We start from the raw sequence: 21,070 nt of genomic DNA, 5'->3' as shown, positions 1-21,070 counted from the left end.
CTTCTTCATTCTGGAGAAGATAGAAAATTTGTAATTCAGCCTGCAGTATTATATTCTTTATTCAGACTAAAATCGACATGATCACTAGGAGGTAATCACCCATGACTTTGAAAAAGACCCTAACGATCGCAGGATCCGATACAAGCGGCGGAGCCGGGATCCAGGCGGACCTGAAAACATTCCAGGAGCACGGCGTATACGGAATGACTGCCCTGACGACAGTCGTTACGATGGACCCGAATAACCACTGGCACCACAACGTTCATCCGCTTTCCATCGACACGCTGGAAGCTCAATTGGAAACGGTTCTTTCCGTAGGGATTGACGCAATGAAAACAGGCATGCTCGGCACGGTCGAAATCATCGAACTTGCAGCGAAAAAAATCGACCAATTCGGCTTGGATAAAGTCGTCATCGACCCTGTTATGGTGTGTAAAGGAGAAGACGAAGTTCTGAACCCTGAAACAACGGATGCCATGAGAGAACATCTACTCAAGCGCGCGACAGTTGTCACACCGAACCTTTTTGAAGCTGGCCAGCTTGCAGAGACCGGTCCGATCAAAACCATTGACGGCATGAAAGAAGCAGCAAAGAAGATCCATGACCTCGGAGCTAAAAATGTGATCATCAAAGGCGGCAAGCAGCTTCAGCATGAGAAAGCACTCGACCTGTTCTATGATGGCAGCGAGTTCACTCTTTTAGAAGAAGAAAAGGTAGAAACAACCTACAACCACGGTGCAGGCTGCACATTCGCCGCAGCGATCACATCCAACCTTGCAAACGGACAAGATGTGAAGGAAGCCGTTGGGAACGCAAAGAAATTTGTAACAGCTGCGATCAAGCACGGATTTAAACTGAACGAATACGTAGGCCCTGTCATGCACGGTGCTTATAATCGTTTCGAGAAATAAGTTGTCCTTACTGGTGCCAGGCACAAATTTGATGATTTGTGCCTGGCACTTTTTTATGTATAGCGGGCGGAATGAAACCTGTGGATAAAGGTTTTTCAAAAATGTGCGCAATAAACTGGAATCCGGCGCAATTATCCTGAAAGTGGCGTAATTAATGAATAACCGGCGCAATAATTCGAAATGAGGCGCAATTAAAATAACTATATTAATATTCCAGTCTCAGGGTCTGTCTTCAAAGCATGCCTAGAGAAGAATTTTATAAAAAAGTTCATTTTTCTCCGTAAAGAGAAATAACTTAATGAAAACAAAGGAAAATTGGGCAAAACCTTTTAAATTGACGATAATCTATTTTGTTTTCCCACATTGCCCGCTGCACCTGCCAACTCATAAGCTCCCGACTCACCCTCTCACCTCAAACCTCAGCCCCCCTTTCGAAACAGACTTTTCGCAATCACGGAAAAACTTTAGTAAAATGGAACATAATACGTAAGAGTCTTTTCTGTACCTAAGGAGGAAATGGAATGGAGCCGATCAAGATCGATGACGCGCAGGGACTGATCAATCAGTTCGCTCGTCAGGATGTCTACATACATCTGGAAACGACCAATGGAGCATACGCTGCTCATTTTAACGAAGGCTTCTTTAACGCCGGAGCCTATATACGAAATGCGAAAGTCAACTATGAGCATGGGAAAATCATCGGGGACGGACCTTTCCGTGTCGGATTAAAAATTGAACTTGGCTGGATTTATGCTGAAGGCCTCACCCACTACGAAATGGATGAACATGGCCGCCTGCTGATGGCAGGTCATGGTGCCGATGGGAAGCTTGCCGTTGCACTTGAAATCAGCCCAGCTCCGTTTAAATAAGAAAGGAGAGACAAGAATGGAAAAAGAAAGAAGAGTCCTTGTCATCTTCCCGCATCCGGATGATGAAGCATTCGGCGTATCGGGAACGATTTCAACTCATATAAATAACGGCACCCCCGTCACGTACGCCTGCCTCACACTCGGTGAGATGGGACGCAATCTCGGAAATCCCCCGTTTGCAACAAGGGAATCACTGCCTCTCATCCGTAAGAAAGAACTGAAAAAGGCAGCTGAAGCAATGGGTATCGAGGACTTGCGCATGATGGGATACCGCGATAAAACGCTCGAATTCGAAAACGACGAAAAACTGGCGAACATGGTGACGGAACTGATCGAAGAACTCGATCCTTCTCTCATAATCAGCTTCTATCCGGACTACTCTGTACATCCCGATCATGAAGCGACGGCAAGAGCGGTCGTCCGTGCGGTGCGCCGCCTCCCGAAAGAATCGCGTCCCAAACTGCACTGCCTGGCTTTCTCCAAGAATTGCCGGGAGGAACTTGGCGAGCCGGATATCATCATTGATATCACACCGGTAAGGGATCAAAAGATCAAAACGCTGGAAGCCCACATCTCCCAAACCGCCTGGATGCTGAAGGATCTCGAAAAAGGCCTCGCAGCCAACGACCCCGAAGCGTTAAAATGGGTAACCGTCGAGAACTTCTGGAGCTATCAGTGGGAGAATGACAAGGTCGATTGATTATTTGTCGGCAAAAAATCCATATTTTTCGGTAAGTGAATGCATTTATTAGAGCATGGGACCTTTTTTAGGGTTTCATGCTTTTTTTTAAAAAAACCATTGATAAAGTATTAATTTTTCCAAACTCTTATTAATTGTGAACGTTGTTTTAACCTGTTCCAGCTGTTGGTTGGAGTGCAAGACGTAGACTCCTGCGGGAGAAGCGTGTTAGGTGAGACCCCGCAGGAGTATAGCGACGAGGAGGCTCACCAACCGCCCGCGGAAAGCGAAGTCTTGCACGGAAACCAACAGCGGTGATTAAAAGGTTTTTTAATTAATGAGTGATTACTCACTTTACAAACCCGACCAAATCATTTATATTTTAAAGTGAGTAATCACTCACTTACACATCAACTTCTTGAAAGGTGTGAAAAAATGAACGCCATCATTCAATTAAACGACTTATCAAAATCATTTAAAACGCAGCACGTGTTAAAAAATGTATCGCTTGATATCCGGCCAGGGGAAATCTACGGGCTTCTTGGTCCATCAGGTTCCGGCAAGACGACGCTGATCAAAATGATGATCGGCCTTGAGCTTCCTTCAAACGGGATTGTCACGTTCAAAGGAAATAAGCTGAAAGCGAAAGAGGTGTATCCGTCCATCGGCTATATGGCACAGTCCGATGCCCTTTACGAAGAGCTGACCGCAAAGGAGAATTTGGCTTTCACGGCTTCTCTTTACGGGCTGAAAAAGGAACAGAGAAAACAACAAATCACAAAGGTGATGGAGATGGTCGACCTCCTTCCCCACCTCGAAAAGCCGGTTCACCAATTTTCAGGAGGAATGAAAAGAAGGCTGTCGCTGGCGAGCGCACTTTTACACGATCCTGATGTTCTCTTTCTCGATGAACCGACTGTCGGAATCGATCCGGTGCTGAGAAAAGAAATCTGGGATGGATTTCATCAGCTTAAACGAGAAGGCAGAACGATCATCATCACGACACACGTCATGGACGAAGCAGAGCGCTGCGACCGTCTTGGTCTCCTGCAGCATGGAGAAATCATTTCGAGCGACACGCCTGCTGCAATTAAAACGCACTATGGTGTGGCTTCAATAGAAGATGTATTTCTGAAAAATGGAGGTGTTTCCCTTGAGAATTAGTGGTTTCGTCCTTCGTATCATCAGACAGCTTTTCCGGGATAAACGCACGCTGGCCCTCATGTTTTTGGCCCCTATATTAATTTTGACGATGCTTTCGCTTGTGTTTTCCACTAAAGATTATGAGGCAAAAGTGGCGGTCGTCGATGTGCCCCAGCCTCTTGAAGCAAAGCTTGACCTCAGCGGATTTGAACGCTATGAAAATAAAGATGAAGCATTGGATGCCATGAAAGATGGCGAATTGGACGGATATGTCACGTTCGATTCCTCCGCCGCCCCCGATGTTGTCGTGGAAGGGAGCGATCCATCGGTAAACGGAGCCGTCATGAAGAAGGTCCAGACTCTATTTCCTTCTCAATCTATGAATCTATCCGATCAAGTGACGTTTTTATATGGAAATGAAGACATGGGGATGTTTGACTCGTTCGGGCCGGTACTGCTTGGCTTCTTCGTCTTTTTCTTCGTTTTTTTAGTCAGCGGTGTTTCTTTTTTAAGAGAAAGAACGACGGGCACGCTCGAAAGGCTGTTAGCTTCACCGATCAAGATTTGGGAAATGGTCGTAAGCTACGTCATTGGATTCGGGATTGTGACGCTCTTGCAGGCGGCGCTGATTTCCTGGTTTTCCATTTATATTCTCGACATGATGATGGCAGGCAGCTTCTTCAATGTATTGATTGTGATCGTACTGCTTTCATTTACGGCTCTGACGCTCGGAATATTGCTGTCCGCTTTTGCAAAGAATGAACTGCAGATGATGCAATTCATCCCGATTGTGGTCGTCCCGCAAATCTTTTTTTCCGGATTGTTCAACTTGGATACGATTTCGGAATGGCTCAGCTGGGTAGGACCGATCACGCCGCTCTACTATGCAGCCAATGCGCTCCGGGATGTGATGATACGAGGGTTCGGGTTCAGTGATCTGCTTTTCAATCTGGGTGTCCTCGCAGGGTTTTCCCTGCTGTTCATCACCCTAAATGTTGCAGCTCTTAAAAAATACCGTAAAATATAAGGTATAACGAATACGTTAGGGGTTTACGCATGGCTGAAGAAAAAGATATATTCAAACAATTATTCGACCAGGAAGAACCGTTTACGGAGAAGCAGCAGAAAATCGTGGAAGCCGCGATCGAGATGTTTGCCGACAAAGGCTATGCCTCTACCTCCACAAGCCAGATCGCCAAGAAAGCGGGCGTGGCGGAGGGAACGATCTTCCGTCATTATAAAACAAAGAAGGACCTGCTTCTTTCGATCGTATCTCCAACAATGGCAAAGTTGATCGCTCCATTCGTGATCCGTGATATCAACAAAGTATTGGATGCCAAATACGAACGCTATGAAGATTTCCTGAAGGCGATGATCCTGAACCGCCAGGAGTTTTTGAAGGATAATATGACCGTCTTCAAAATACTGATTCAGGAGATTCCATTCCACCCGGAACTGAAGGAGCAATTCAAAGAACATATTGCTCAGAAAATCTTTGAAAAATTCACAGCACTCGTCGATCACTATAAAGAAAAAGGCCAGATCATCGACCTTCCTTCGCCGGCAGTCGTCCGCTTTTCGGCTACCAGTATCTTCGGCCTTCTGCTCGTCCGCTATGTTTTCCTGCCGGAAGAGGACTGGGATGACGAAAAAGAAATCGACCTGACGGTGCAGATGATCATGAATGGTGTGGGAAAAGAATAAATTTTCGGTATGAAGAGCGCTGACCAAGCTGTCAGTGCTCTTCTTTTATGGCCTTTTCACTTTAGCACTTTAAAGCACTCTGGGACGGGCCTTCAAAATGGCTGTTTTACTCTCCAGCCTCACGGGTAGAATACAGAACATAGTAAGAAGAGGAGGGAAAATAATGAACTTTCCATTTCATAATAAGACGTTGGAAGGACAGCATATCTTGATAACCGGAGCGACCGGCGGGATCGGATATGAGGCTGCAAAAGCGGCCGCTGCGGCCGGCGCCCGGGTGACGATAACGGGCAGGAATGAGGAAAAGTTAAATGAGCTGAAACGGGAATGCGGCTCCGATAAGGTATTCGCTGTCAAAGCAGACCTTACCAAGCCGCAAGCGCGTGACCAGCTGGCAGAGTTTGCCGTGAATGAATTCGGGCCGATCACAGGACTCGTCAATTCAGCCGGGATCGGCGGCGGGGACGTCGTCGAAAACCTGTCGGAAGATGATTTGCGCGGAATCATGGAACTCAATTATTTTTCACTGGTCGAGCTCACACAGCTCCTTTATAAAGGCATGAAAGAGAAACGAAAAGGGTCGATCGTCAACATTTCCTCCCTTTCCGGTTTGAGAGGTACGCACGGAAATGCGGCATACAGTGCGTCCAAGTTTGCCGTGATAGGATTCACGCAGGCATTCGCCCTTGAAGCCATCGAGCATGGAGTGCGTGTCAACGCGATCTGTCCGGGATATGTGGACACCGCCATGGGCCGGAATGCCATCAAATCCAAGGGCGAACGCAACGGCCGCAGCTACGAGGAGCAGTTGGAGCTCGCTAAAGAAAGCATCCCATCCGGCCGATTGACTTCCCCGGGGGAAGTGGCGAACACGATTGTCTATTTATTGAGTGATGCTGCGGGGAACATCGTCGGGGAGTCCGTTAAGATCTCCGGCGGCAGTGTGATGCGGTGATTTTTGTACTTTAGCCTGCCGTTATTCGAAGCGGCGGGCTGTTTATGGAGAATCTACTGACTTTCGGGCTGTATTGGAAGGAAATACGTCGATTCGGTGGTGAAATCAGCTTGCGACTTTACATATATTATCAAAAGCAAAGGTTTTATTATCAAAAATCCATTTATATTATCAAAATCGAACGCTTTATTATCAAAAATCCATTTTTATTATCAAATCCCACCACTGTCTCACCTCATGCTTCAGCAAAACCCCCCGCTCCTAACTATTCCTCCCTTTTCAGGAAAAATTAGTGCAATCCTCCCTTCATAAAAAAACCGGCATATGGTTTAATGAATAGTACATTGGAACGATATTAAACAATGAGGTTGTCATTTTTTTGATAGAGGTTTCTTTATATACTAAAAGCAGGAATTGTATCCGCCGCTTTTTTTTTAAACATTTAACCGAACATACGTTCTAATGGTGGTGAAAAAAATGGACTCATTAAAAGAAAGATTTTATCGTATCTATCCTGATTTAAAAGGAAATAAAGCAGTGGAATCGTTTATGACCCAGCCCGAACACCAGGAACTTCTGAAAGAATTTTTGACGTCATCCAGCCCTTCAGCGGAGAATCGTTTGAATGAGGCATTCAAGGCTCATTATTTTGGTATCAGGTTCACTTCCTATGTAAGTTCATCCTTATATTTTCATAGCGTTAATTTTGATAAGAAAATCCGTCTGCATCGCGGCCGGCAGCTGTTGACCCTTGACCAGCCGCTTGGCGGGGATGAGGACGGGACGTTTAAGGACATGATTCCCGATTCCGGGGAACCCGTCACCTTACCCGAACAATCCCTGGAAGATGCAATCAGTGACGAGGCACTGCTGGCCGCGTTCAGAAAACTGACGGACAGACAAAGGGAGATCCTTGACCTCGCATATGTGAAAGAAATGAGTGATACAGAGATTGCCAAGGTCCTCCTGGTTTCGCAGCAGGCTGTTTCAAAATCCCACAAAAACGCTTTGGCAAGATTAAGAGAAGAGTTGCAGAAAGGAGCATGAGAATGAACGCACTATATGACATGGTGAAAGAAGCGAAGGATAACTCGTTATATGAAGTGAACGTGGTCCGCACCTTTGAACCCAAGATCAGGAAGTCGCTGCATTTGACTCAGCAGGAAAACCGCGAAGACCTTGAACAGGAATTAAGAATCAAAGTGATTGGCTATGTCCGGAACTACTCCCTTGAAGATGTGCCCGGATTATTCGATTTAACGAAATAGCCGGTCTGCCGATCAGTGTACAGATATTGAAGATGAATCTGAACTCCCTACTAAAAAAGGACAAGCAAACGCGCCCTCCTCGTGTTTACTTGTCCTTTTTTTGATTAAAGACGGGGCCGTCCCGGTTGAAAAGTTTCACATCCGAGGTTGTAATTTTCCGCACCCCCTCTTCTTTATAAAGTGTAAGGCAAACAAAACAGAGTAAGCGCGGCAGGGATGGTCATCCTTACTCTGCATCCCTTTTGGCTGTCTCACCATTGAAGCCCTTCCCTTATCGCTTTATAGCACTAAGGGAAGGGCTTCCAACCAAAAATCCACTAAACCTTGAGGGAGAGATGTTTGTATGAACTGGACGAGAACAATGAGAAATGGTGATTCCGGCAGTGATGTAAAGGAACTTCAAATACGCGTAGCTGGCTGGGCTTCTGACTCTGCTTCACAGACCAAAGTGACAATCGACGGGGCTTTCGGTCCGGGAACGGAGGCAGCCGTCAAGCGATTCCAGCGCGCATACGGGCTGACAGCGGATGGAATTGCCGGTCCACAGACTCACAATCAGCTGAATGCACTTGAAAGCAGCGACGGATCCACTGCCAATTTCAACTTCAGTGAATTCCACTCAAAAGACGGCAGCGGTTTTTCTGGCGGGAAAGTCGGTTCAAGTCAGGTGAGGGAAAATGTACGCCGCTTGATGTACAAGCTAGAAGCACTCCGTAAGAAGCTTGGTAATGCGCCAATAACGATCAATTCAGGCTTCAGAAGCATCAATCATAACAGCAATGTAGGCGGAGCTTCGAACAGCATGCACTTGTACGGGGTGGCAGCCGATACCGACCCTTCAGGCAAGACACCTTACCAAACAGCCGAGATCGCGAAAACGTGCGGATTCAGCGGCATCATCAAATACAATACCTTTGTCCATGTCGACAGCCGCATCGAATACCCATACGGATCACAATTCTGGTATTGGGCTTAAGAAGGGAGGATCAAGAATATGCCAAAAATCATACTAGACCCCGGCCATGGCGGGAATGACCCCGGTGCGACAGGGAACGGCCTGCAAGAGAAGCAATTGACATTGACCATCGCTGCAAAGGTTCAGACACTTTTGGAAGAACAATATATCGTAGACGCCATCTTAACAAGGAGTTCAGACGTCTACGTCGGATTATCGGAGCGGGCGCAGTTTGCGAACGGGCTTGGCGCAGATTACTTCGTCTCCTTCCATCACAATGCCGGCGGCGGGACAGGGTTTGAAAGCTATATTTATCCCGGCACTTCAGGAACAGAAACGGGAAGGCGCCAGGATGTCGTCCACGCTGAAATAATGAAATTTTATGCCGGCTACGGCCTTCGTGACAGAGGACAGAAAGAAGCAAACTTTGCTGTCCTGAGGGAGACCGCGATGCCAGCGATTTTACTCGAAAACCTATTCATCGACCATTCTGGCGATGCTTCTTATCTAAAAAACCCCACGTTCATCCAAGGGTTATCCCAGGCGGTAGCCTCTGGAATTGCAAAAGCAGTCAACCTTCAGCCTTAAACGGATCTGAGTCCGGACTCCAGATTTTCTGCACAACTATATTTAAGGAGGTCTCGCAATGGAATATTCTGTGTTCATCCAATTACTGGGCAATTTCGGTTTTCCGATTGCAGTCACTCTTTTTCTGCTCGTCAAATTAGAGAAGAAACTCGAACAGCTTGAACTTGCCATCCATGCCTTATCCAAGGCCTTCTCAAAACAAGAAGGGAAAATCGATAAGTAGAACCCCTGATCGTAAAAATTTGTCACTTTTGTGCTGATAGTTTTTTCAAATAAACCTAAAAAGCCTCCCCTGTCATTTATCTCAGGGAAGGCTTTTTCTCATTTATTCTTCCAACGTCAAAGAACCCAAATCAACTTCATACAGCTTATCATCATTCTCCTTAGGGATTCCCCTGCCGTCTGTGTTATTCGATACAAAATAGAGGGTGTCCCCGTCAACCAGCACGTCACGAATCCGGCCGAACCCCTCGATCAGAGTCGTAATTTCCCTCGTTGCAGGATCAAAGAGTTTGACACTCTGTCCGCCGAGGGCGGCGAATACAAGCTTATCCTTCCAGAAATCCGCTCCCGATGGGGCCCATGAAGGTTCACCTGAATGGGCAAGGGGGGACACCATCCCTTCGGCTGTTTCGTCTCCGGTGATCTCCGGCCAGCCATAATTCTTCCCGGCTTCAAGGAGGTTCACTTCATCATAGCCGTTCGGGCCGTGCTCTGTGCCATATAATTTCCCTTCATCATTCCAAGCCAGGCCTTGTGGGTTGCGTTGGCCATATGAATAAACCGGGGAGTTTCTGAACGGATTGTCTTCCGGGATGCTGCCGTCCAGATTGACCCTCAGGATTTTTCCGCCAAGGAAGGACAGTTCCTGGGCTTTTTCTTCCTTGGTGGCATCGCCCGTGGTGATGTAGAGCTTCCCGTCCGGCCCGATTTTCAAGCGGCCACCGTGATGATACTGTGCCCCGCTTGGGATTCTATCGAGGAGGACATCTGTTTCATCCCATGCAGCTTCTGACCTTTGGAGCACCACCACCCTGTTATAAGGCGTTCCGTCTTCATCGTTATAGGTGTAGTAGGCAAATGCCTGCTGATTATCGCTGAAATCAGGGTGCAGGACCAGCCCCATGAAACCTGCTTCCGGCTGGCTGGCAAGCGGTTTGGAGAGGTTGACTTTCTTCTCGGCCTGCTTGCCGTCCTTGATTTCAACGATGCCCCCGGTCCGCTCTGTCAGGTAGAAATCCTCCCCATCCTTTACAATCGACCATGGAATGGAAAGATTTTCGGCCATTACTTCATGTTCGGTTTCGTGCTTGCTGACTGACTCGCTTTCTTCTTCTTGTTGTCCTGAACATGATGCAAGAATGAGCAGAAGTCCGATTGTCACTGCCAATCTTTTTTGAAATAAAATTGATCTCATCGGTCACTGGCTCCCTTTTCATTTTTTCATCAGTATGGACAAGTTTTGAAGCGTTCAATCTTATTTTACAGGGGATTGCAGGGCTTCCCTGATGGCTTTGGCCACGCCGTCTTCACGGTTAAGGGCTGTTTGATACGCACAGTACTCTTTGATCTCATCGAGTGCGTTCCCCATCGCGACCGGACGGCCGGCCACTTTCATCATAGACAGGTCGTTCAGGTTGTCTCCCATTGCCATTGCCTGCTCCGCCGATAAGCCTTTTTCTTTTAATAGCTTCTGCAGGGCCACGCCTTTCTGCGCGTCGATGCTGTTCACTTCAAGGTTTTCTTTACCTGAGGAACTGACTGCGATCCCCCCGATGCCTTTCAGCTTTTCATCCGCTGCCTTCAACTGCTCATCGTCAAATGAAAACACGAGGAATTTATATACGAGCTGGGATTCATCATTGAATATCTTTTCATAATCTTCGACAAGATTGATATGACCTTTTTCAAAACGTTCACGCGCGGCCTGTCTCACTTCTTCCTCGGTCACTTCAGGATTCGCTGTCGTAAAAATATCCACAATTAATTCAATGCCCATCTCATAGTTCTCCGTATAGGTGCCTTTGTCTGTATATACTTCAAAATAAATACCCGTTTCATTAAGGGCTGCTGCGATTTCTTTCGCGTGTGCAGACTGTATACCGGCCTGATGGATGATTTCTCCGTCCTTGTTTCGCACCTCTGCCCCATTGACACAAATGATATCGCAGGAAATGCCTGCATCCTCCAGGACGTACCGTGCTTCTTCATAAGAACGTCCCGTTGCCACCATGAATTCAATCCCTTGCTTTTGTGCGTCAAGAATCGCTTTTTTATTGGCTTCACTGACTTCTTGATGTTCATTTAATAACGTTCCATCCATATCGCTGGTAATGCTTGTAATCATCGTCCGTCACCTTTCATTCTGTATTTTTCTAATGATGCTTTGTTATAGCTTTTACTCTCTGTGCTTTTGTTATTTAGTCATTGTATCAGAACACTTCCATTTTTAACATTCTTCCGCTTTATGCACGTTATTTGAATGTTCATGCATGTTTTGTTTGAGATTGGGGTATGAGAATAATAGGCAACTCTGCATAACTATAAAAGGAGGGATTTTTCATTTGGAGAATCGTACATATTTAAATAAAGTTTTTTGGATATCGGGAATTGTCATTTCCATTTTAGTTGTATTTGGGGCAGCATTTCCTAAGTTATTTGCGAAAGGGGCAAATGCAGCTTTCGGATTCACTACATATGCATTTGGATGGTTTTACTTATTAGCTGTTCTCATTTTCGTATTATTTTTATTGGCTCTAGCCATCAGTAAGTATGGAAAGATACGTCTCGGTCGCGACGACGAGAGGCCTGAATACCCGTTCTTCACGTGGATTGGGATGTTATTTTCAGCCGGGTTCGGAATCGGCCTTGTCTTCTGGGGAATCGCAGAGCCGATGAGTCATTTTTTCGAGACCCCCTATCCTTCGACAGAACCGCTGACGAAAGAAGCGGCGCGCCTGTCGATGGCGTATTCCTTTTTCCACTGGGGACTCAGCCAATGGTCGGTGTTCGCGGTCGTCGGGCTGATCATTGCCTACTTCCAATTCAGGAAAGGGGAGAACGGGTTGATCTCCACTTCCCTGTCCCCGATGTTCGGCAAGCGTAAACGCGCCAAAGGAATTAGAAACACGATTGATATCCTTGCCGTCATCGCAACCGTCATGGGGGTTGCGACGTCACTCGGGCTTGGGATCCTGCAGATCAATGGCGGGCTGAATACCGTATTCGGGATGGATGACAGCACCCTCTCACAATTACTGATCATATTGGTGCTGTTGATCCTCTATCTGACATCTTCCACTACAGGGCTTGATAAGGGAATCAAGTGGCTCAGTAACCTTAATCTGTCACTGGCTCTCCTATTGATGGTCTTTGTCTTTATCGCCGGACCGACCGTATTCATCCTCAATACGTTCACCCTTGGAATCGGTGATTATATCACCAACTTCATCCGGTACAGCTTGCGCCTCACCCCTTATCAGGGCGGATCATGGGTGCAGGACTGGACAATTTTCTACTGGGCATGGGCCATCGCGTGGTCCCCATTCGTCGGAGCCTTTGTTGCGAGGGTCTCAAGAGGGCGTACCATCAGGGAATTCATTATCGGGGTGCTGGTCATCCCGCCGATGATCGCTTTATTATGGATCGCCGTATTTGGCGGAACGGCCCTGCATTTCGACTTATTCGGCGGCACGTCCATCGCACAAGCCGTCAATCAGGATGTGGCCAAGGCATTATTCACGACGTATGCAGAGCTGCCATTTACGATGCTCTTGAATGTGTTGTCCATCATCTTAATCTTCACATTCCTGATTACGTCAGCAGACTCGGCAACATATATTCTTAGCAGCATGACAACAGAAGGCAGCCTGAACCCGCCGATGTTTGTAAAAATCGTCTGGGGCGTTCTCATCGCAGCGATCGCAGCCGTGCTGCTCCTTTCAAGCGGCCTGGAGGGTCTGCAAACCGCCTCCCTCGTATCGGCACTGCCATTCACAGTCATCCTGCTGCTCATGTGCTTCACCCTCTACAAGCTGCTGAGAAAAGAAATAAAACGAACACCGAAAGTTCCAAAGAAATAACTGCACTGAATAAAATGCCCGGTTTCTCCTTTAAAGAGGGACCGGGCATTTTTATTATTCAAGAATGTTATTTATTGGATAATAATCTGTCAAATTTACTAATAAAGTGACATTGAACATTATTAAAAATTGAAAGTACGAAGTGTATTGGAGCGGAAGGCATTTGACTCCGACGGGAGAAAGAGGAAAGGTCGAGACCCCACAGGAGCGCAGCGACGAGGAGGCTCGACTTCTTCCCCGCGGAAAGCAAATGCCTGAAGCGCAGAGGCACGGTCAACGATGTACCATCCAAACAAAATAATAAGAAAATTTATAATTTTGAAAGGGTTTTCACATATCATTATAGAAGAATAGGAAATGGGGATGGTTTTATAGAAAAAAACAGACAAAGGGGAGGAAAAGAATTGAAACCGCTAATTTCATTATCAAATAGGATTATGCAGAGATATCTGCCAGATCCATTTCTGTTTGTGGTCATCTTGACCCTGGTAGTATTCGGGCTGGGGCTGATCTTCACAGACAGTTCAAGCATGCAGATGGTCCAGTTCTGGGGTGAAGGATTCTGGGCGCTTCTGGCATTTTCCATGCAAATGGTACTGGTGCTTGTAACGGGGTATGTGCTGGCAAGCAGCCCGGTATTCAAACGCTTCTTGGGCTTCCTTGCATCATTTGCCAAATCTCCAGGCTCCGCGATTGTCATCGTTACGGTCGTATCGATGATCGCAAGCTGGATCAACTGGGGATTCGGGCTGGTCATCGGTGCCCTTTTTGCAAAAGAGCTGGCCAAAAGGGTCAAAGGTGTCGATTACCGCTTATTGATAGCAAGTGCTTATTCAGGATTCGTTGTCTGGCATGCAGGTTTTTCAGGCTCGATTCCATTATCGATTGCGACCGAGGGGCATCCATTTCAAGACCTGATCGGCGTCATTTCGACCAGTGATACGATTTTTGCTTCATTCAATATCATTATTGTTGCCGTTTTATTCGTCGTACTTCCGATTACTGCAAGGTTCCTGATGCCTCCGAAGGATGAAACCGTGACGGTGGACCCCTCATTATTCAATGAGACAGCTGCTACGGTTGAAACAGGTTCGCTGACTCCTGCTGAAAAAATGGAAAACAGTATGGTCCTTTCCATGATCATCGGGATACTTGGTGTGCTTTTCCTTGGGTACTATTTTGTGAAAAATGGGTTTGCCCTCAACTTAGACATTGTAAACTTCCTGTTCCTGTTCCTCGGAATCATTTTCCACGGGACGCCTAAACGTTTTCTGACAGCTGTTCAGGAAGCGGTCAAAGGGGCGGGTGGAATCATCATTCAGTTCCCTTTCTATGCCGGGATCATGGGAATGATGACAGCATCTGGATTGGCAGCCGTCATGTCAGAAGCATTTGTTTCCATTTCAAATGATGTGACATTCTATTTCTTTGCATTCCTCAGTGCAGGGATCGTCAATTTCTTTGTTCCATCAGGCGGCGGACAATGGGCCGTTCAGGCTCCCATCATGCTCGATGCTGCCCAAACCCTGGATGCGTCGGTGGCGAAAACGGCCATGGCCGTGGCATGGGGAGATGCATGGACCAACCTGATCCAGCCATTCTGGGCATTACCGGCCCTTGCGATCGCAGGATTGAAGGCAAAGGACATCATGGGCTATTGCGTATTTATTCTTATTATCAGCGGAATCATCATTTCGCTAGGATTATTATTTCTATAAATCATTTGAGAGGGCTGACTTTCCTTCAATCGGCCTTCTTCCAACATTTAAAGGTATATCGGTATAATCAATTTGGTTTATGGATTACATGAAAAGGGTACTAATGGATTGTGCCGAATAAGCCGCAATGACTGCTGTATACACGCAGTCATGCCCAATTAGAAAACTTTACCCTATAATTCCATCTAGACAAATTTATATGTATGCATTAAAATGAATAATGTTTCATTCGAGCATAATTATCATCAGAGGTGAATATATGAACCAGCAACGTTTTCCACTCATTAATCATTTACAATTTCTCATTCCTTCTTTAATAGGAATTTTTCTCTTCATGGTGCCTATTCCACAGGAAGACGGCATTACAATTCCAATTGCGGTTTTATCCGGATGGCTGCAGGATCAGATCGGGTCCTATGTACCCGTTATTATGACAGCTCTCATTATTTTAACTGTCATCGGTACATTCATCACTAAAGCAGCACGTCCTGCATTTATCACGAAATACCCTTTTTTCTTAAACCTATTTGATGTACGTCCTGTATGGGTGGCCGTCAGAGTATTGGGTGCAATTTTTGCTGTAATGACACTGTTTAAACTTGGGCCTGAATGGGTTTGGTCAGATGCAACGGGAGGACTGCTTTTAAATGCCGAAGGACTTCTGACGATTTTATTCTCTGTATTTTTATTTGCAGGACTTTTTCTTCCTTTATTATTGAATTTTGGTTTACTGGAATTATTCGGAGCTATTTTAACGAAGGTTATGCGTCCTTTATTTGGTTTGCCGGGACGTTCTTCCATTGACTGTCTCGCTTCATGGTTAGGAGATGGGACGATCGGGGTTTTACTTACAAACAAGCAATACGAAGAAGGATACTACACAAAAAAGGAAGCAGCCATCATTGGTACGACTTTCTCGGTTGTATCGATTACGTTCAGTCTGGTTGTCATTTCAGAGGTTGGATTGGGCAGCTATTTCATTCCTTTCTATATAACAGTAGCGGTTTCCGGATTGATCGCAGCAATCATACTGCCGCGTATTCCTCCTTTATCCCGCAAGCCGAACACGTACTATAACGGCCAGGAAGGAAAAGACACGATGGAGGTCATTCCTGAAGGCTACAGCCGTTTAGGTTATGGTTACAAGTCTGCCATTGTGCAGGCGAAAGGGAACAACAGTGCAGTGAAATTCTTCACAGATGGGATGAAGAACGTACTCGATATGTGGATGGGGGTTGCCCCTATCGTTATGGCGATCGGTACAACGGCACTGATCATCGCGGAAAACACGCCATTTTTCGAATGGATCGGCATGCCGTTCATTCCACTATTGGAGCTTCTGCAGGTTCCTGAAGCGGCGGAAGCATCGAAGTCCATTCTTGTCGGATTTGCCGATATGTTCCTGCCGGCGATTTTTGGTTCAGGAATTGAGAGTGAAATGACACGATTTGTGATTGCGTCACTATCTGTTACACAGCTGATTTACATGTCTGAGGTCGGCGGTTTGTTACTAGGTTCAAAGATTCCTGTAGACTTTAAGGATCTTGTGATCATTTTCTTGCAGCGTACGTTCTTGACATTGTTTGTCATTGTGGCGATTGCTCATATGATATTTTAATTGAAAACCAGGTTCCTTTTTGAAGGGACCTGGTTTTTTATGTGCAAAACTTAGTTTGTATTCCTTAATACCGCTTTTGATTTCCGTGGAAGACTTCGCTTTCCGCGGGTAGTCCGTGAGCCTCCTCGTCGCTGCGCTCCTGTGGGGTCTCACATTTGTCACTTTTCCCGCAGGAGTCTTCGTCTTCCACTACAATCAACCGCTGGAACGGTAAATAAAAGGAACAATGTTACACAGAGCCATTAAATACAGGTTGAAATCCCAGCCAACCCTTCCCCATCAAAAAAAGACTGGCGCAGCGTTTTGCACCAGTCTTTCGCTTTTTATTCTTCCATATACCGAGGAAGTAGTACGTTTACTTTTGTACCTTTGTTGACTTCGGATTCGATGTGGAGGCTGCCTTTGTGGTCCTCGAGTATTTTCTGGCTGATTGTTAAGCCGAGGCCCATTCCTTTTTCTTTGAGGGTGAAGAATGGTTCGCCAAGGCGTTTTAGTCGTTCGGGTGAGATGCCGGTACCCTGGTCGAGAACGGAGATGTTGATATGTTTATCTCCTATTGAACAGTCCACCGTAATGTTTCCTTCATTCATGGCATCGATTGCGTTTTTGACGATATTGATCAGCACCTGTATGATTTGATTTTTGTCGCCGTACACTTTCATAGGTGCATCTGGACAATTTTCATAAATGGTGATCCCTTTCAGTAGCGCTTCATGCCCCATTACTTTTGTGGTGTAATCAAGGACTTCCTTCATATCAAACGTTGTGAATTCCCTCATTTGAGGCTTTGACAATATCAATAGTTCACCAACGATTTGATTGATGCGGTCCATTTCAGAAGACATGACCGCTAAATAACTTTCAGCCACATGCTCGTTTTCTTCAAGCAGTTGAATGAATCCTTTAATACTTGTGAGTGGATTCCTGATTTCGTGGGCAATCCCTGCCGCCAGTTCACCTACCACAGAAAGCTTTTCTTTCCTTAAGAGCATCTCCTCAGCCATTTTCTGCTGGGAAATATCCCTTCCTATGATGACAAGTCCCTTTCGACTTTCATCACTGTTAAATAAAGGTACTTTTATTACATCAAAAGTCTTGAACTCCCCGCTCGGAACATAAAAGCCTTCTTCACATCTTGTCACGTTTCCTTCTTGCCAGGACTGTTCATCCGAATCTGCACAATAGTCAAAGGCTTCTTTGAAAAACGGAACCACTTCACCTAAGTCACGATCGGTTTTCCCAAGATAGTCAATATCCTCAAGATTGTACAGCTGCCGGCCGAATTGATTGACCTTCAGCCAGCGTCCTTCTCCGTCTTTGAAACAGACGAAGTCAGGCAAAGAGTGGAGAAGAGTCGATAATTGATTCTCTTCTTCAATCAATTGGTGATACTCTGAGAAGAAGGAGGTTGCTTTTCTTTTCATACTCAGTAGAAGGAAACCGCCGAGAACAAGTACGAGTACAGAGACGAGGATGTTCCATGGCTTCGCTAAAAATAGCACAGACAGCAGCTGAAGTACGAATAGCAGGCCAATCAGCGTCAGTGATTTATTGAATTTTTCATTTTTGAAATCAATTTTCTTCTCTTTCATGATGCCACCTGCGCGATCATTTTTCTTTTATCGTATCATATGTCTTAATTTTCGGAATAACTTTATTTGTATTATTCTATAATTCTAGGAATATTACAAATAGGAATGGCCAATATCTTTAACAAGCTTTAACATCTAATCACCGCTGTTGATTTCCGTGGAAGACTTCGCTTTCAGCGGGCGGCCGGTGAGCCTCCTCAATGGGGGAGAAATTGTCCAGCTCCAGGGTCTCCACTCCAATCAACTGTTGGAACGGGCTCATAATAAGAACAATCTTTAACAGACATCCATGCAATAAAATTGTCTCATCAAAAATAAGAATTCATAAAAAAAGATTGATTACCTTGCAAAAGAAGGCAATCAATCTTTTTGTCATTATTTTGCTTTTAGTTTGTCCAGCATATCAGCTGTCATTTTAGTCAGATCGTAGTTTGTTTTGAAGCCCCATTCGGCTTTTGCAGCGCTTGAGTCGATGGCGTCGGGCCAGCTTTCTGCGATTGATTGGCGGACAGGATCTACGTCATAGTCGAGTTTGAAGTCCGGCTGGTGAACGCGGATCGCTTCTGCTACATCTTCAGGTGCGATGCTCATGGCTGATACGTTGAATGAGTTGCGGTGCTGAAGCTTCGCAGGGTCGGCTTCCATCAGATCAATGATCGCCTGAAGTGCATCCGGCATATACATCATGTCCATATGCGTTCCTTCACCGATGTAGGAAGTATAGGCATTGTTCTTAATCGCTTCGTAATAAATTTCAACCGCGTAATCCGTCGTACCTCCGCCAGGGAGTGTTTCATAAGAAATCAAGCCGGGGAAGCGGAGCCCTCTTGTATCCACTCCGAACTTGTGGAAATAGTAATCGGATAACAGTTCACCTGATACTTTATTGACGCCGTACATCGTTGTAGGACGCATAATTGTATCCTGTGGTGTCGAGTCTTTCGGCGTACTTGGACCAAATGCACCGATTGAGCTTGGTGTAAAAAACTTGCAATCTAATTCTCTTGCTGTTTCAAGTGCATTCACCAATCCGCCCATATTCAAATTCCACGCAAGGAGTGGCTTCTTCTCTGCTGTAGCTGATAATAACGCAGCTAAGTGAATGATCGTATCGACGTTATTCTTTTTAGCGATGTCGAACATCTTTTCTGCATCCGTCACGTCCAGTTTTTCAAACGGGCCGTTGTGAACCACATGGCTGTCCGTTTCACGGATATCGGTTGCAATGACATTATCCGGTCCATATACACTTCTGAGCTTTGCCGTCAGCTCAGAGCCGATCTGCCCCAATGCCCCTGTTAGTAAAATCTTTTTCATTTTGTTTCCTCCTGCTAAGAAAGCACGCAGCCGGTTAAATGAAGCTTCCATTCATCCGGCACGGTACCATATATATTCTAATTTCCTGGTTTAGATAATACCCATTTCCTTGCCGACTTTTTCATAAGCAGCGACCGCCTGATCAAGCATCTCTTTTGTATGAGCTGCTGATGGCATGTTTCTCACACGGCCCGTTCCCCTTGGTACAGTCGGGAAAACGATCGATTTTGCATAAACGCCTTCTTCATACAGGCGTTTACTGAAGTTCTGAGTCGCCTGCTCTTCCCCGATGATGACTGGTGTGATCGGTGTCTCACTGTCACCGATATCAAAGCCCAGTTTCTTCAGGTTGTCTTTCAAATAAGCGCTGTTTTCCCACATCTTATCCTGAAGCTCTGTACTGTTCATCAGAAGATCGAGCGCTTCTGTACATGCAGTCACGTCTGCAGGTGTTAAAGAAGTGGAGAACAGGAATGGACGGGAGCGTACTTTCAACCAATCAATCAGGTTCTGTGTACCTGCCACATATCCGCCGACTACCCCGATTGCTTTCGATAGGGTACCCATTTGGAAATCGACTTTATCCTGCAGCCCGAAGTGTTTCACTGTTCCTGCACCTTTTCCAAGGACACCTGAGCCGTGGGCGTCATCCACATATGTCATCATATCGAATTCTTCCGCAATCTCAACGATTTCAGGAAGCTTACAAACATCACCATCCATGGAGAATACCCCGTCTGTGATGATCATGATTTTCTTATATTGACCTGATTCCTTCGCTTCCTTCGCCTTCGCACGAAGATCCTCCATATCAGAGTGGTTGAAACGGATGACCTTTGCTTTTGATAGACGGCAGCCATCAATGATGGACGCGTGATTCAGTTCATCGGAAAGGATGGCATCATTTTTATCCATAACTGCAGAAATCGCCGCCATATTACAATTGAAACCAGATTGATAAGCGATTGCCGCTTCTGTTCCTTTGAATTTCGCAAGCTTTTCTTCCAGTTTCACGTGCAAATCAAGCGTACCATTGATTGTACGTACCGCACCGGCACCCACACCGTATTCTTTGACAGCTTCAATCGCTACCTTTTTCAGACGCTCATCTGTCGCAAGTCCCAAATAGTTATTTGAAGAAAGGTTCACAAGCTTCTTTCCTCTGATTGTAATGACTGGTCCGTTCGCACTTTCCAACGGATCGATTTCATTGTATAGACCGCGTGATTTTAAATCTTCCAGATTTTCTGTTAAAAAAGAATCGAGAGTTTTACTTGTCATTTGGATATCCTCCTTTTTATGTAAGCGCTTTACAAACAATTGTCCACTCCAAAAATACAGTTAATATCAGATATTTCTATATATTTCCTTGTTTTTTATCTACTTATTAGTTTAACATGTTTTTTGGTGATGGACAAAAAAATTCATGTTTTTATCGATACTTTTTAGTGTTCCCGATAAATGAAAAAAACTGCAGTTTTTTGTTAGACTGCAGCTTTTTTCTTAAGGATCTTTTATTCAAAATTTTATATAAGTATAGTCTGTTAATACCGCAGTTGATTTCCGTGGAAGACTCCGCTTTCCGCGGGTAGCCCGTGAGCCTCCTCGGTCGTACCTCCCTGTGGGGTCTCACATTAGCTACTTTTCCCGCAGGAGTCTTCGTCTTCCACT

20 protein-coding genes are annotated in these 21,070 nt (G+C 45.7%); 15 read left to right on the top strand and 5 right to left on the bottom strand.

The annotated features are described in order from the left end of the window. The first annotated feature begins 101 nt into the window (after positions 1 to 101). From pdxK to AAEO50_RS11735, 12 genes are all read left to right on the top strand, one after another. Positions 102 to 911, top strand: a complete 810-nt coding sequence (gene pdxK, locus AAEO50_RS11790) for a pyridoxine/pyridoxal/pyridoxamine kinase (protein ID WP_341983812.1) — start codon at positions 102 to 104, stop codon at positions 909 to 911. A gap of 521 nt (positions 912 to 1,432) precedes the next feature. Beyond that, the gene (locus AAEO50_RS11785) at positions 1,433 to 1,780 is read left to right on the top strand and encodes a YojF family protein (protein ID WP_341983811.1); all 348 of its coding nucleotides are present in this window, start codon (positions 1,433 to 1,435) and stop codon (positions 1,778 to 1,780) included. Between the two features lie 16 nt (positions 1,781 to 1,796). Next, positions 1,797 to 2,480 carry a bacillithiol biosynthesis deacetylase BshB2 gene (bshB2, locus tag AAEO50_RS11780; RefSeq protein WP_341983808.1) on the top strand — a complete coding sequence of 228 codons (684 nt, stop codon included), beginning with the start codon at positions 1,797 to 1,799 and terminating at the stop codon, positions 2,478 to 2,480. Between the two features lie 414 nt (positions 2,481 to 2,894). Then, positions 2,895 to 3,623 carry an ABC transporter ATP-binding protein gene (locus AAEO50_RS11775; RefSeq protein ID WP_341983806.1) on the top strand — a complete coding sequence of 243 codons (729 nt, stop codon included), beginning with the start codon at positions 2,895 to 2,897 and terminating at the stop codon, positions 3,621 to 3,623. Next, complete coding sequence (locus tag AAEO50_RS11770; RefSeq protein WP_341983804.1) at positions 3,613 to 4,629, top strand: ABC transporter permease; 1,017 nt, start codon at positions 3,613 to 3,615, stop codon at positions 4,627 to 4,629. The genes AAEO50_RS11775 and AAEO50_RS11770 overlap by 11 nt, the downstream gene beginning before the upstream one ends. Before the next feature lie 29 nt (positions 4,630 to 4,658). Next, positions 4,659 to 5,306 carry a TetR/AcrR family transcriptional regulator gene (locus tag AAEO50_RS11765; protein ID WP_341983802.1) on the top strand — a complete coding sequence of 216 codons (648 nt, stop codon included), beginning with the start codon at positions 4,659 to 4,661 and terminating at the stop codon, positions 5,304 to 5,306. A 163-nt stretch (positions 5,307 to 5,469) separates the two neighbouring features. Then, positions 5,470 to 6,261, top strand: a complete 792-nt coding sequence (locus tag AAEO50_RS11760) for an SDR family oxidoreductase (protein ID WP_341983800.1) — start codon at positions 5,470 to 5,472, stop codon at positions 6,259 to 6,261. Positions 6,262 to 6,738: 477 nt separating this feature from the next. Continuing rightward, positions 6,739 to 7,308, top strand: a complete 570-nt coding sequence (locus tag AAEO50_RS11755; RefSeq protein WP_341983798.1) for a sigma-70 family RNA polymerase sigma factor — start codon at positions 6,739 to 6,741, stop codon at positions 7,306 to 7,308. 2 nt (positions 7,309 to 7,310) lie between these two features. Continuing rightward, positions 7,311 to 7,529 (top strand): hypothetical protein, encoded by a 219-nt coding sequence (locus AAEO50_RS11750; RefSeq protein WP_341983796.1) that lies wholly within the window; start codon positions 7,311 to 7,313, stop codon positions 7,527 to 7,529. Between the two features lie 343 nt (positions 7,530 to 7,872). Continuing rightward, positions 7,873 to 8,505 carry a D-Ala-D-Ala carboxypeptidase family metallohydrolase gene (locus AAEO50_RS11745; RefSeq protein WP_341983794.1) on the top strand — a complete coding sequence of 211 codons (633 nt, stop codon included), beginning with the start codon at positions 7,873 to 7,875 and terminating at the stop codon, positions 8,503 to 8,505. Positions 8,506 to 8,523: 18 nt separating this feature from the next. Further along, complete coding sequence (locus AAEO50_RS11740) at positions 8,524 to 9,072, top strand: N-acetylmuramoyl-L-alanine amidase (protein ID WP_341983792.1); 549 nt, start codon at positions 8,524 to 8,526, stop codon at positions 9,070 to 9,072. A 58-nt stretch (positions 9,073 to 9,130) separates the two neighbouring features. After that, positions 9,131 to 9,295, top strand: a complete 165-nt coding sequence (locus tag AAEO50_RS11735) for a YvrJ family protein (protein WP_175989946.1) — start codon at positions 9,131 to 9,133, stop codon at positions 9,293 to 9,295. Positions 9,296 to 9,397: 102 nt separating this feature from the next. Here AAEO50_RS11735 and AAEO50_RS11730 read toward each other — a convergent pair whose 3' ends face one another. Next, complete coding sequence (locus tag AAEO50_RS11730; protein ID WP_341983789.1) at positions 9,398 to 10,489, bottom strand: sorbosone dehydrogenase family protein; 1,092 nt, start codon at positions 10,487 to 10,489, stop codon at positions 9,398 to 9,400. 60 nt (positions 10,490 to 10,549) lie between these two features. Then, a complete protein-coding gene (locus AAEO50_RS11725; RefSeq protein ID WP_341983787.1) occupies positions 10,550 to 11,419 on the bottom strand; it encodes an HAD family hydrolase in 870 nt (289 codons plus the stop codon). Positions 11,420 to 11,636: 217 nt separating this feature from the next. On the opposite strand from AAEO50_RS11725, the gene AAEO50_RS11720 reads away from it, so the two are divergent. The 3 genes from AAEO50_RS11720 to AAEO50_RS11710 all read left to right on the top strand — a co-directional run bounded on the left by AAEO50_RS11720 (position 11,637) and on the right by AAEO50_RS11710 (position 16,490). Beyond that, complete coding sequence (locus AAEO50_RS11720) at positions 11,637 to 13,154, top strand: BCCT family transporter (RefSeq protein ID WP_341983785.1); 1,518 nt, start codon at positions 11,637 to 11,639, stop codon at positions 13,152 to 13,154. A 437-nt stretch (positions 13,155 to 13,591) separates the two neighbouring features. Then, on the top strand, positions 13,592 to 14,872 hold the full coding sequence (locus tag AAEO50_RS11715) for a short-chain fatty acid transporter (RefSeq protein ID WP_341983903.1): 1,281 nt from the start codon (positions 13,592 to 13,594) through the stop codon (positions 14,870 to 14,872). 259 nt (positions 14,873 to 15,131) lie between these two features. Further along, positions 15,132 to 16,490 carry a YjiH family protein gene (locus tag AAEO50_RS11710; protein ID WP_341983783.1) on the top strand — a complete coding sequence of 453 codons (1,359 nt, stop codon included), beginning with the start codon at positions 15,132 to 15,134 and terminating at the stop codon, positions 16,488 to 16,490. A gap of 323 nt (positions 16,491 to 16,813) precedes the next feature. On the opposite strand, the gene AAEO50_RS11705 is transcribed toward AAEO50_RS11710, so the two are convergent. The 3 genes from AAEO50_RS11705 to AAEO50_RS11695 all read right to left on the bottom strand — a co-directional run bounded on the left by AAEO50_RS11705 (position 16,814) and on the right by AAEO50_RS11695 (position 20,680). Then, positions 16,814 to 18,082 carry an ATP-binding protein gene (locus tag AAEO50_RS11705; RefSeq protein ID WP_341983781.1) on the bottom strand — a complete coding sequence of 423 codons (1,269 nt, stop codon included), beginning with the start codon at positions 18,080 to 18,082 and terminating at the stop codon, positions 16,814 to 16,816. 375 nt (positions 18,083 to 18,457) lie between these two features. After that, the gene (locus AAEO50_RS11700) at positions 18,458 to 19,399 is read right to left on the bottom strand and encodes an L-threonine 3-dehydrogenase (protein WP_341983779.1); all 942 of its coding nucleotides are present in this window, start codon (positions 19,397 to 19,399) and stop codon (positions 18,458 to 18,460) included. A 90-nt stretch (positions 19,400 to 19,489) separates the two neighbouring features. Beyond that, complete coding sequence (locus AAEO50_RS11695; protein WP_341983778.1) at positions 19,490 to 20,680, bottom strand: glycine C-acetyltransferase; 1,191 nt, start codon at positions 20,678 to 20,680, stop codon at positions 19,490 to 19,492. Between the last annotated feature and the right edge of the window lie 390 nt (positions 20,681 to 21,070).

The sequence above is a fragment of the Rossellomorea oryzaecorticis genome (genome assembly GCF_038405515.1).
Lineage (GTDB): Bacteria > Bacillota > Bacilli > Bacillales > Bacillaceae_B > Rossellomorea > Rossellomorea oryzaecorticis_A.
Note: the sequence above shows the minus strand (reverse complement) of the source record. Positions and strands in the feature narration are given on the sequence as shown.

Bases quoted from the DNA above. Each gene is read 5' to 3' on its own strand.
- pdxK (WP_341983812.1), top strand. From the start codon at position 102: ATGACTTTGAAAAAGACCCTAACGATCGCAGGATCCGATACAAGCGGC.
- AAEO50_RS11785 (WP_341983811.1), top strand. From the start codon at position 1,433: ATGGAGCCGATCAAGATCGATGACGCGCAGGGACTGATCAATCAGTTC.
- bshB2 (WP_341983808.1), top strand. From the start codon at position 1,797: ATGGAAAAAGAAAGAAGAGTCCTTGTCATCTTCCCGCATCCGGATGAT.
- AAEO50_RS11775 (WP_341983806.1), top strand. From the start codon at position 2,895: ATGAACGCCATCATTCAATTAAACGACTTATCAAAATCATTTAAAACG.
- AAEO50_RS11765 (WP_341983802.1), top strand. From the start codon at position 4,659: ATGGCTGAAGAAAAAGATATATTCAAACAATTATTCGACCAGGAAGAA.
- AAEO50_RS11760 (WP_341983800.1), top strand. From the start codon at position 5,470: ATGAACTTTCCATTTCATAATAAGACGTTGGAAGGACAGCATATCTTG.
- AAEO50_RS11755 (WP_341983798.1), top strand. From the start codon at position 6,739: ATGGACTCATTAAAAGAAAGATTTTATCGTATCTATCCTGATTTAAAA.
- AAEO50_RS11750 (WP_341983796.1), top strand. From the start codon at position 7,311: ATGAACGCACTATATGACATGGTGAAAGAAGCGAAGGATAACTCGTTA.
- AAEO50_RS11745 (WP_341983794.1), top strand. From the start codon at position 7,873: ATGAACTGGACGAGAACAATGAGAAATGGTGATTCCGGCAGTGATGTA.
- AAEO50_RS11740 (WP_341983792.1), top strand. From the start codon at position 8,524: ATGCCAAAAATCATACTAGACCCCGGCCATGGCGGGAATGACCCCGGT.
- AAEO50_RS11735 (WP_175989946.1), top strand. From the start codon at position 9,131: ATGGAATATTCTGTGTTCATCCAATTACTGGGCAATTTCGGTTTTCCG.
- AAEO50_RS11730 (WP_341983789.1), bottom strand. From the start codon at position 10,489: ATGAGATCAATTTTATTTCAAAAAAGATTGGCAGTGACAATCGGACTT.
- AAEO50_RS11725 (WP_341983787.1), bottom strand. From the start codon at position 11,419: ATGATTACAAGCATTACCAGCGATATGGATGGAACGTTATTAAATGAA.
- AAEO50_RS11715 (WP_341983903.1), top strand. From the start codon at position 13,592: ATGCAGAGATATCTGCCAGATCCATTTCTGTTTGTGGTCATCTTGACC.
- AAEO50_RS11710 (WP_341983783.1), top strand. From the start codon at position 15,132: ATGAACCAGCAACGTTTTCCACTCATTAATCATTTACAATTTCTCATT.
- AAEO50_RS11705 (WP_341983781.1), bottom strand. From the start codon at position 18,082: ATGAAAGAGAAGAAAATTGATTTCAAAAATGAAAAATTCAATAAATCA.
- AAEO50_RS11700 (WP_341983779.1), bottom strand. From the start codon at position 19,399: ATGAAAAAGATTTTACTAACAGGGGCATTGGGGCAGATCGGCTCTGAG.
- AAEO50_RS11695 (WP_341983778.1), bottom strand. From the start codon at position 20,680: ATGACAAGTAAAACTCTCGATTCTTTTTTAACAGAAAATCTGGAAGAT.